General features: G+C 67.8%; 7 protein-coding genes. 2 read left to right on the top strand and 5 right to left on the bottom strand.

What is annotated here, in order from left to right:
* Positions 1-245: 245 nt before the first annotated feature.
* On the bottom strand, positions 246-449 hold the full coding sequence (locus ACESMN_RS00890; RefSeq protein ID WP_373051697.1) for a cold-shock protein: 204 nt from the start codon (positions 447-449) through the stop codon (positions 246-248).
* A 455-nt stretch (positions 450-904) separates the two neighbouring features.
* Between ACESMN_RS00890 and ACESMN_RS00885 the strand changes: the two genes are divergently transcribed.
* Positions 905-1882, top strand: coding sequence for a DUF1028 domain-containing protein (locus ACESMN_RS00885; protein WP_373051696.1), 978 nt, complete (start codon positions 905-907; stop codon positions 1880-1882).
* Positions 1883-2079: 197 nt separating this feature from the next.
* Here ACESMN_RS00885 and ACESMN_RS00880 read toward each other — a convergent pair whose 3' ends face one another.
* Complete coding sequence (locus ACESMN_RS00880; protein ID WP_373051695.1) at positions 2080-3897, bottom strand: SLC13 family permease; 1818 nt, start codon at positions 3895-3897, stop codon at positions 2080-2082.
* A gap of 405 nt (positions 3898-4302) precedes the next feature.
* Here ACESMN_RS00880 and ACESMN_RS00875 point away from each other — a divergent pair, with 405 nt between their 5' ends.
* Positions 4303-4620, top strand: coding sequence for a hypothetical protein (locus ACESMN_RS00875; RefSeq protein WP_373051694.1), 318 nt, complete (start codon positions 4303-4305; stop codon positions 4618-4620).
* Positions 4621-4708: 88 nt separating this feature from the next.
* On the opposite strand, the gene ACESMN_RS00870 is transcribed toward ACESMN_RS00875, so the two are convergent.
* Genes ACESMN_RS00870 through ACESMN_RS00860 form a run of 3 tightly spaced genes read right to left on the bottom strand, consistent with a single transcriptional unit; the run spans position 4709 to position 10364 of the window.
* A complete protein-coding gene (locus ACESMN_RS00870) occupies positions 4709-7900 on the bottom strand; it encodes an efflux RND transporter permease subunit (protein ID WP_373051693.1) in 3192 nt (1063 codons plus the stop codon).
* A complete protein-coding gene (locus tag ACESMN_RS00865; RefSeq protein ID WP_373051692.1) occupies positions 7900-9012 on the bottom strand; it encodes an efflux RND transporter periplasmic adaptor subunit in 1113 nt (370 codons plus the stop codon). The genes ACESMN_RS00870 and ACESMN_RS00865 overlap by 1 nt, the downstream gene beginning before the upstream one ends.
* Positions 9009-10364: a TolC family protein gene (locus ACESMN_RS00860; RefSeq protein WP_373051691.1), complete on the bottom strand. Its 1356-nt coding sequence runs from the start codon at positions 10362-10364 to the stop codon at positions 9009-9011. The genes ACESMN_RS00865 and ACESMN_RS00860 overlap by 4 nt, the downstream gene beginning before the upstream one ends.
* Between the last annotated feature and the right edge of the window lie 84 nt (positions 10365-10448).

The following is a 10448-nucleotide window of genomic DNA, read 5'->3' as shown; positions in this document are numbered from 1 at the left end:
CTCGTGGGAGCGGCTTCCAGCCGCGATGCAGGTCGTGGGAGCAGCTTCCAGCCGCGATCCCGGTCGTGGGAGCGGCTTCCAGCCGCGATGCAGCGTTGGACCGAGTGCCCGGGGCCATCGCGGCCAGAGGCCGCTCCCACCGGGATCGTGACCATCGCGGCCAGAGGCCGCTCCCACCGGGATTGTGGCCATCGCGGCCAGAGGCCGCTCCCACCGGGGTCGTGGGAGCGGCTTCCAGCCGCGATCTACTGCGGAACCACATGTGCGGCGGTCGGACCCTTTGGACTCTGCTGGATCTCGAATGACACCGTCTGCCCCTCGGTCAACGACTTGAAGCCCGAGGACTGAATCGCGCTGTAATGGACGAATACGTCCTTGGAATCACCTTCGGGAGTGATGAATCCGAAGCCCTTTTGGTCGTTGAACCACTTCACCTTGCCAGTTGTCATCGAACAAATCTCCTATCGCTCTTGTGCTTCGAGATACAGCCTTCAGCCGGTGGTTCGCCGTGCGCCTCCCAGCCATCCTTGCCGGGAGAAGAGCCCAGATGCCTTTATCGGCAACGCTGCGATCCACACGGCCAAGAGGTTAGTCGGCAGACCGCGCACCGCGTAAGGGAGGCAATTCCCTAGGGATATTTACCCATGTTCCCGTTTCGGCCGGTTGCGTGCTGGCTCGAGTCCCTGTGTGGACAGCGCAGTCGTAAATGACGATCGCTGGAAACATTGCAATCGGTCAGGCGGCGACATCGGCAGATTGCGGTGGCGGCAGGCACCGCAGTTCGTCGGGAAGCGCGCGGAGATGTTCCGTGCGAAGATGTTGGGATGGTGCCGAAGAGATCGCCATTGCTACCGCCGCTCCTCCGTTGGGGCGGGCGGCGACCGACGGCCAAGGGGCAGCAGGCATGACAGGCGGCCGGGGAGCAGTCGAATCCCCTGGGCGTAGTGCAGTGCCGCGCCCCGGAGGTCTGCCCGTCGCCACCTATTCGATTGTGGCGCGGGATCCGGAGACCGGTCAGATGGGCGTAGCCGTCCAGTCGTACTACTTCGCCGTTGGCAGCGTCAGTCCCCACGCTGAGGCCGCTGTCGGCGCGGTGACCATCCAGTCCTTCGCCAAACCGAGCTACGGAACCCAGGGATTGCGCCTGATCAGGGAAGGGGCCTCGGCCCGGGAGGCGCTGGATGCGCTGCGACACGGTGACGCCCACGCGGAATATCGCCAGTCCGCGATGGTCGACACGCGCGGTCGGGTCGCGGCCTGCACCGGGGACCGCTGCGTTCCGGAAGCGGGGCATCACGTCGGGGAGGGGTATGCCTGTCTCGGAAACATGCTGATGGAGCCCGGCATCTGGGAGGAGATGGGGATGGCCTTCGAGGCGTCGAAGGGGGATTTCGTCGATCGCCTGCTGGAGAGCCTTGGCTCCGCTCAGGCGGCCGGAGGGGATCTCCGCGGTCGGCGCTCCGCTGCCGTCATCGTCGTCGATGCGGTTGCTTCCGGTGATCCCGGTCTGGACGTGCTCTTCGATCTCCGCGTCGAGGATCACGATGAGCCGCTCCGTGAACTGGAGCGGCTCATCACCCTGAAGAAGGCCTTTCACCGCAACAGCCGGGGCAATCACTATCTCCGCGAGGGCGATCTGCGGGCCGCGTTGCGCGATTTCTCCATGGCCGTTTCCATGGCACCCGCACACGAGGAACTGGTGTTCTGGCAGGCCCTGGCCATGGCGGTGGCCGGGTACCGGAATGAGGCCGAGCCGCTGTTTCGGGAGTTGTTCGACGGCGCCGAAAACTGGCGGTTGCTGGCTAGGCGGGTGGCGCAATCGCGATACCTGCCAGCGCAGTCACAGCAGGCACTGATCGAGATTCTCCGGGCCCTGGACTAACGGTCGTTGGGATCCGCGCCACACCAGGCGATGAAAAAGCGCGCCCCGGAAAACACGGAAGTGCACGGGAAGGGGCCAGGATCTTCCCTCGTTTCGGTTCTTTCCGTGTTCCTCCCTGGCTTCATTTTCACGCTGACTGCAAACCATCAGCTGCGGCCACGGGTCGGCCGTCAGTACTGAGGGATTCCCGCTGCACCTCACACCAGCCACAGCCACCAGATGCTGAGGCTGGTCACCACCATCAGCAACAGATTGAGGGGGATGCCGACCTTCGCGAAGTCGGTAAACCGGTAGAGTCCCGTACCGAAGATCATGGTGTTGGTCTGGTAACCGATGGGTGTGAGGAAGCTGGTCGAGGCGGCGAACATCACCGCCAGCGCGAGCGCGAAGATGTCGATCTGCAGGATGTGTCCCAGGGAGATCGCCACCGGGACGAGGATCACCACCGAGGCGTTGTTGCTCAGCATCTCGGTCAACAGGGTGGTTGCCAGGTACAGGGCCATCAGCACCAGAACCGGGTGCCAGCCAAGTGCCTGGATCGCGAGCAGTCCGGCGAGCAGGTCGGCGGCGCCGGACTTGGTCATCGCGATCCCCAGCGGGATCACCCCGGCGATCAGGAAGATCACCGGCCACGATACCTCGGTGTACATGTGTTTCCCGTCAATGCAGTTCGTGGCGACCATTGCCACCACGCCGAGCAGCGCCGTGACCACGATGGGCAGTGGCGTCAGCGCGGCGCCGAGCACCACGGCGGCCATGATGCCACCTGCCATCCACATGCGCCGCCGGTCGAATTCGTCCTGGCTCTCCTCCAGTATGACCAGGTCCTTGGTGTCGCGAAGCCGGGCCAGCGCCGTGCGGGAGATCTCCAGCAGGGCGATCTCCCCGGTCGCGAGCGGCTCGTCCGCGATGCGGCGTTCCTCCAGCGCCTCTTTCTCGAGCCCGATCAGGCGCGCCTGGTACCGATCCCAGAATCCCGCCGAGCGGACCTCGCGGCCCTCGAAGAAACGCGCGTTCCGGAGCAGCACGCGGACGAGCTTGCCGTCCCCGCGGACACGGCTGGACTCGCCGGAGACCGACAGGACCTGCACGTCGTCCGCCTTGATCAGATCCATCACCCGTCGGAGGTCGGCGTGGACCTGGATGATGTCACCCGGACGGATCCGGATCTCCTCGGCACGCTTGATGTGCACCGTCTCGCCCCGGACGAGCTTCAGCACCTCGACCGAGGCCCTGAGCGCGAATTCGTGTTCCGCGAGGGTCTGGTCCAGCAATGGGCTGTCCGGCGGCACGCCGAGTTCGATCACGAAGCGGTCCTCGGCCCCGCCCAGCCGGATCCGGTCCTTTTCCGGCATCAGCCACCGGCCGACGGTCACGAAATAGATCAATCCCACGCCCAATACGATCAGGCCCAGGTGCGTGAATTCGAACATGCCGATCGGGCGTCCGAAGTCCTCGCTGTCCGCGAGGATCGCGGAGGCCAGGATGTTGGTGGAGGTGCCGATCAGGGTCAGCGTTCCGCCGAGCATGCCGAAGAAGCTGACCGGCATCAGCAGCCGGGAGGCCTGCATCTTCAGGCGCCGTGCCATGTCCAGCATCAGAGGAATGGCCACCGCGACCGCCGCGGTGTTGTTGATGAAACCCGAGATCAGGCCCACCAGCCCCGCGATGACCAGGATCATGCGCAACTCCGATGTCCCGACCATTGGAAACAGACGCTGGCCGAGCACATGCATCAGCCCTGAGCGCTGGATGCCCGCCGACAGGATGAACATCGCCAGTACCGTGACCGTCGCCGGGCTGGACAGCCCCGAAAGGCCTTCGCGGACGGTGGGGAAGGCGGCCTGAAGGTCGATGCCTCGATCCAGCAGCCACTGGGAATGGAACAGCTGCGGGATGGCGATCAGCGTGATCATGATCAGGATCGCGGTGATGTCCAGCGGAAGCCGCTCGCTGGCGAAGAGGTAGAGCGCCACGGCGATGATGGTGAAGACCAATGCGATTTCGACGGTCACCTGTTGTCTCCCTGCCGGTCCCTTGGAAGATGCCGGGTCCCCGGGTCGGGTCGGCGCGTCGAGGGTCCATTGCGACGGGTCCACCAGTGTCGCGCAAACCCGGCCCGCCGAGTAGCGGCGGCGAGGGACGATCGCGGCCAGCCACTCTGACAGGCCTCCGGGCCCGCATGAAGCGATTGGCAATACCGGTGGGCGCCGCGCGCTGAGCGTGCTACGTTTGCAGATGGTACGAGCCTCGGGCGCCGATTCCGGCGCCATCACTGGATCGCGATGGCGCGCAACTCACGTGAGGCACTCGGGTCCGGGGTCCCGACACAGCCTCGGGGCAGCCGCAGGGCAGTGCGCCGGATACAAACCGGCCCGCAAGTTCTGGGCTCCCTTTCAACGCAGTGGAGGCACATGCTGATGGAAAATGGAACATTCTTAGCGGCCTTTCTCGTCTGGATCGCCTTCTTCATCCTGGCCATCCCGCTGGTGCTGCGCATTCGGCATCCCGATCAGAGGCCGTTTGCGGCCTACCTGATCTTCGTCTCGCTCTTCACGCTGATTGCCGGGATCCTGTTTGCGCTGTTCTCCTGGCTTGCCGTGGTCATGGACCTGTCGGAGGCGTTGAACCGTCTCTTCCCGGCGATCGTGTTCCTGCTGCTGGTCTTTGCGCCGGCCTTCCTGGTGGCGATCTGGCAGGCCCGAAAGCCCCGTTTGCGGAGGCCGCCGCCCGGCTGAGGGCTCGGTCCACCGGCTGCCGCGCAGCGGTGCAGTGAGTCCCGGGAGCACCGGGGTCCGGGGACGGAATCCCGGGCGCCGGTTCGGTTCAGCGTGATTTCGTTCCGAGTGCGGAGAAATACAGCGTCGGGATCAGCAGCAGGGTGAGCATTGTTCCGACCACGACCCCGCTGATCAGCGTCAGGCCGAGCGGCTGCAGGGCGGGCTCGAAGATCAGCGCGCCGCTTCCAAATGCCACCGTGCCGGCGGTGAGGAGGATCGGTCGGGTGCGCAGCGCGCCGGCGCTGATCAGTGCTTCAGGGAGGTCCATGCCGCCGTCCAGGCGTTTCTGGGTGAAGTCCACGAGCAGCACCGCATTGCGGACCACGATGCCGGCGAGTGCAATCACGCCAAGCACGCCGAGGCCGGCGATGTCGAGGCCCATCAGCCAGTGCGCCGGAATCACGCCAATGAAGACCAGCGGGATTGGCGCCATGATCACCAGCGGGATCACATAGGAGCTGAACCAGGCCGAGAGAAGGGTGTAGATCACCAGGATCACCGCCAGGCCCGCCCAGGCGAGGTCACGGTACACCTGTTGGGTCATCTCCCACTCGCCGCCCCAGAACAACCCGATTTCGGAGTCGTCGTTGGGCGGGCGCAGCCAGTGGATCTCCGGCGTGGCCGTATCCGCGGTCTCCAGCGCCTCCACCAGGTCACGCTGTACCGACACGGGCTGGCTGCGGTCACGATCGATCGCCGCGGCGACGTAAGACACCGGCAGCTGATTCTTGCGATGGCGATGGGGCGTTGATCGGACCTCCCGTGCATCCAGCACATCACGCAGCGCGACCGCGCGGCCCTCCTCGGTGCGGAGGTGCAGGCCCGCAAGATCTTCGACCCATAGGCGGTCGCTCTCCTCGAGCCGCACCACCACCGGTACCGGCTGCCGCTCTCCCGGCAGATCGAGGTCGGTGGCGGTCCGCCCGCTCAGGGCCATCTGCACTGCCGCCGCGGCCCGCGCAGCGGGCACACCCTGGGCCCCGGCCCGGGTCTGGTCCACGGTCAGGTGCAGGTCGGTCCCCCGCGGCTTCGGAAACCGCTCCAGCGCAACGGCCGCGTGATGACCTTCGACCAGGGTCCCGAGCGCGTCTGCGAGCTGCTCCCGTTCGTGCGCGTCGGAGCCGAAGATCTCGGCCTGTATGGCGTTGTCGCTGGATGGACCGGAGGGAATCTGCCGGATCCATGCCCGGCCATCGAAGGGTGCCAGGAGCCCGGGCAGACGATGAAACAGTTCCCGGCCGAGTTCGTAGCTCAGGCGTGTGCGCTCGTCCTCGTGCGTGAGCTGCACGTAGAGGCTGGCCCGATGCGATCCGTCATCGATGATGTCGGGTGGTCCCGGTGGCGGCAGCAGCGGGGGTCCTTCGTGTCCCGCGAACACCGTGTAGGCCTGCACCTCCGGCTCCCCGTGCAGCGCGCGCCCCACGGTCGCCGCGGCCTCCAGCGTACGCTCCAGGGGACTCCCGGGCGGGAGCTCGATCTCGACGACGAAGACCTCGCGGTCGAGGAACGGAACCAGGGTCAGCTGCACTGCCCGGAAGGCGACCATCGCCACGCTGGCGATCAGCAGCAGCGCCATCCCGAGGTACAGGGCCCAGCGCAACCATGCATGCCGGAAGAAGGGGGTGAGTATGACGCGGTAGATCTCCGCCAGTCGGCCCGACCGACTGCCATTGACGGCATCGGTCTCATCGCCCCCGGCATTCTTGCGCTCCCGTCCGCCGGATTTCGAGGTCGCACGCAGGAGTCGGTAGGCCACGAAGGGGGTGACGGTCAGTGCGATGGTCAGGGAAAACAGGATGGCCAGCGAGGCCCCGACCGGTATCGCCCGGGTGTACTGGCCCATCTCTCCGCTGATGAAGGCGGTCGGGAGCAGTGTCGCCACGATCAGGAAGACCGCGAGTATGGTCGGATTTCCGACTTCGTCAACCGCCCGCACCACGATCTCGCGGGTGCGCTCCCCGGCCTCGCGGAAGTGACGGCCGATGTTCTCGAGAATGATCACGGTGTCGTCCGCGACCAGCCCGATCGCGAGGATCATCGCGGCGATCGAGACCGGATTGAGGCTGAAACCGATCCACAGATAAGCGAACGGGACAATGGAGAGGATGGCGGGGATCAGGAACGAAACCGCGACGGCTGCCCGCCAGCCGAGACCGATCAGGATGATCACCACCACCACCACGGTGGCCATGAAGAAGTTCTCCAGCACGCTCTGCACCGTCTCGGTGGCCGCGCGGCCGCCGTCGTAGGCGATGTCCACCGCCACGTCTTCGGGGATCAGTTCGGGCCGGAGGGTCTCCAGGCGCTCGAGCGTCCGTTCCGTGACCGCGCTGATGTTCCGATGCGGGATACTGGTGACCGCGAGGCTGACCGCGGCGACCTCCGTGGCCTGTCCCCTCCGCCAGTGCACGGTCCGGTGATCATCGGGGGCGGGACCGTCCGTCACCTCCGCGACTTCGCCCAGGCGGATCACGCCGGTGGGCCCGGCACCCACCGGTATCTGCTCGATCTCGTCGACCGACGCCGGCCAGGCGCCAACGCGGACCTGCTGTGCCCGGTCCCCCCGGAGCGGCTCCGCCGGCAGGCGCAGGCTGGCGGCGCCGATCGCCTCGTGGATCTGCACGATATCCAGGCCCCGGGCGGCCAGCTCGGTCGGGTGCGGCATCACCCGGATCTCGCGGGGTCGTCCGCCGTGCACCGTGATCGCCCGCACCCCCTCCGCCGCCTCCAGTCGGGCGGCCAGCTCGGACCCGAGCCGATGCAGCTCGTACCCGCCCAGCCGGGGACTGGACAGGGTGACCATCAGCCCGGTGAAGACCTCGTCGCCCACGGTGCGGATGGACTCGACCTCGGCGCCCGGCGGCAGGCGGTCACCGTTGGTCTCCATCAGGTCCCTGAGTTCCGCATAGGCCCGGGCATCGCTGACGCCTGCCGCGAATTCGACCTCCACGAGGGCGGCGTCGGCGGCGGCAACCGTCTTCACCTCCACCACGCGCTCCAGCTGACTGGCCCAGGCGCCGGCCGGCCGGGCCACCAGTTCATCCACCCGCTCGACCCCGGCTCCGGGGAAGGTGATCGCGAGCAGGGCGGTGGGGACCTCGATGTCCGGCCGGTCCTCGCGTGGCGTCATGGTCAGCCCGTAGGCGCCCATCAGCAGCGCGGCCACCAGAATCGCCGGCACGAGGGGGGAGTCGATCAGCCGGTCGGCGAGTTGGCCGGCGAAGCCCAGCCGTTCCATCAGTCCGGCGCCCCGGAGACGACCCTCACCCGCTGGTTGTCGCTCAGCGCGGTCACCGCATCTCCGAACACCACGCGTTCGCCTCCGGACAGCCCTCGCAAGACCGCGAGCCGGCCGGTGGCCGGATCCGCATCCCCGAGACGCACCCAGCGCAGCCGCGCGCGCAGTTCGCCCTGGTCATCCGTCTCCACCACGAACACACCCTCGAGCTGCCCCCGACGCAGCAGCGCGGATTCCGGGATCGCGGTGAGCGTGTGCGCCGGCAATCCGGAAGGGACGTCGAGCTCGGCAACCATTCCGGGCTCCAGTGTCTCCGGCGGGTCGTCGATCACCAGGCGCATGCGCAGGCCGACCCCGCTATCCTCCAGCCCGGGCAACACCGCCTGGACCCGGCCCGTCAGCGTGGCGTCGATGCCGGAGATCGACATTGGAAGCTCCAGTCCGGGCCGTAGCTGCCCCGCGCTGGTCTGGTCGATGCCCGCCTCCACATTCAGCCGCCCGCGGTCTTCGAACACCACCAGTGGCGGACCGGGCGCCACGAAGGTCCCGGTCTCGGCGATCACCTCGCTGACGATCCCGTCAAACGGCGCACGGAGGGTGGCATAGTCCAGGTTGACCTCGATGGCCGCGAGTTCCGCCTCGGCCTGGGCCAGCAGCCCGCGCGCGCTGTCGGCCTCGATCTCCGCCTCCTCCTTGCGGATTCGTGCCACGAGCTCCTGTTCGTAGAGACGCTCGAACCGGCGCCGGTTCTGCTCCGCCTGTTCCCAGGCGGTACGTGCGGCCTGTACCTGCAGGCGGGCGGCGCTGCGCGCGGCCTCGAGGTCGCGGGCATCGACCTGCAGGATCGGCTGTTCCGCCTCCACGCGGTCGCCCGCCTCCACGAACACGTCCTCCACGGTCCCGGCCTGCCGCGTCCCGAGGCCGGCGCGCTGGTCGGGCTGAATGATTCCGGCCACCTTGACCACCGCGTCGCGCTCGATTCGCTCGGTCTCGAAGACGGTCACGGAAACAGCCGGAAGCTCCTCCACGGTGTCGGGCCCCGGTTCGCAACCGGCCATCAGGCCCACCACCAGCAGCGCGGTCGCCAGCCGGCGTTGCAGGCATGTCTTCATCGGACGATCTCTCCCGGGTCACCGGCCTCGACGGCCAGCCGATAGCGCTGTGCGGCAAGGACCGCGCCATAGCGTGCATTCAGCTCGCGCGTGAGTGCCGCGAGTTCCTCGCTCTGCGCCTGCAGCAGCGCGGTGATGTCGTCCAGACCCTCGGCGTAGCGGCCCTCGGTCAGTTCCAGCGCGGCCTCCGCCTCCTCGATGCCGGCGGACGCCTGCTCCCAGGCGAAGAGCTCGGCCTGCCAGTCCGCAAACGCCGTCTGGGCCTCGGTGCGCGCCTCCAGGCGCAGCGCATCGAGTTCCGCGCGGGTCTCGGCCTGGCTCGCGCGGGCCTCGTCCACGGCGCCTGCCTGGCTGAAACCCGCAAACGGGGTCCATTGCAGGGTGACCGCCGCAAGCCAGCCGGACTCCGTGAAACCCAGCGGACGATCGGCGTCGACGTGCTGGTAGCGCAGCAGCAGGTTGATGTCCGGCGCGTAGGCCGCACCGGCCCGCCGGACACCGTACCGCTCGGCCTCGAGCGCCTCCTGCAGGGCGCGAATGTCCCTGCGTTCCTCGAGCCGCGCGATCTCGCCCGGGGGGTTGGCGTCGGGCCGTGGGGGCACGGGTACCGGATCGGTGAGGACGAGATCACGGAGGTCCTCGAGCGCCAGGATCTGCCGGAGCAGCGCCTGGGCTGCGATCACCTGTCCCTCGGCCGCCGCCACCCGTGCCTCCATTTCCCGCACCCGGGTACGGGCGCGGAGCACGTCCACCGGTGCGACCAGGCCCTCGTCGAAGGCACCCTGCGCCTGTCGCAGCGCCCGTTCCGCCGTCCGGAGCCCGCGGCGTTCGGCGGTGACCCGGCGCTCGGCCGTGCCGGCACCGAAATAGGCCTCGACGACTGCCAGGGCGACCTCGTCGGAGGCGCGGCTCAGGCCGAGCCGGGCGGCTTCCACCTGGCGGTCGGCCTGACGCCGGGCCTCCCAGGCGCCGAGGTTGAACAGCGGCTGGACGAGCTGGACGCCGGCGATCCGGCCCTCGACCGGACCGAGATCCCGACGGGTCGGCACGGGTGGCAGGCCGGGCTCGAGAAACGGGACGTCCTCGAGCAGCGAGGTGTCCCAGCGCAACTGGGTTGCATCGACGCTGACAGTGGGTGTCAGCCCCTGCAGGGTCTGGCGTTTCACGGCCTCCGCGCGGGCCGAGCGCGCCCTCTGGATCAGCAGCGACGGGTTCTCGGCTCGCGCGCGCTGCAGCGATTCATCCAGCGAGAGCGCGCGTGTGGACGCGACCTCCGCGACTGCCGGTGGCAGCAGTGACAGTGTCAGCCCGGTCAGCAGGATCGCCAGCTTCCAGCAACGGCATGTTCTCATGAAGAACCTCGACCGATCCGATGGGCCCGTCATCGCGGGGAGCGAAGCCTTTAGACGCGAGTGCAGCGTGGCGGGACCTGGCGA

Source organism: Thioalkalivibrio sp., assembly GCF_041690275.1.
Taxonomy (GTDB): Bacteria; Pseudomonadota; Gammaproteobacteria; order Ectothiorhodospirales; family Ectothiorhodospiraceae; genus Thioalkalivibrio.
This window is presented reverse-complemented; position numbering and strand designations above follow the sequence as displayed.

What these genes read in the sequence shown, in the direction of transcription:
- ACESMN_RS00890 (WP_373051697.1), bottom strand. Translation starts at nt 449, where the DNA reads ATGACAACTGGCAAGGTGAAGTGGTTCAACGACCAAAAGGGCTTCGGA.
- ACESMN_RS00885 (WP_373051696.1), top strand. Translation starts at nt 905, where the DNA reads ATGACAGGCGGCCGGGGAGCAGTCGAATCCCCTGGGCGTAGTGCAGTG.
- ACESMN_RS00875 (WP_373051694.1), top strand. Translation starts at nt 4,303, where the DNA reads ATGGAAAATGGAACATTCTTAGCGGCCTTTCTCGTCTGGATCGCCTTC.
- ACESMN_RS00870 (WP_373051693.1), bottom strand. Translation starts at nt 7,900, where the DNA reads ATGGAACGGCTGGGCTTCGCCGGCCAACTCGCCGACCGGCTGATCGAC.
- ACESMN_RS00865 (WP_373051692.1), bottom strand. Translation starts at nt 9,012, where the DNA reads ATGAAGACATGCCTGCAACGCCGGCTGGCGACCGCGCTGCTGGTGGTG.
- ACESMN_RS00860 (WP_373051691.1), bottom strand. Translation starts at nt 10,364, where the DNA reads ATGAGAACATGCCGTTGCTGGAAGCTGGCGATCCTGCTGACCGGGCTG.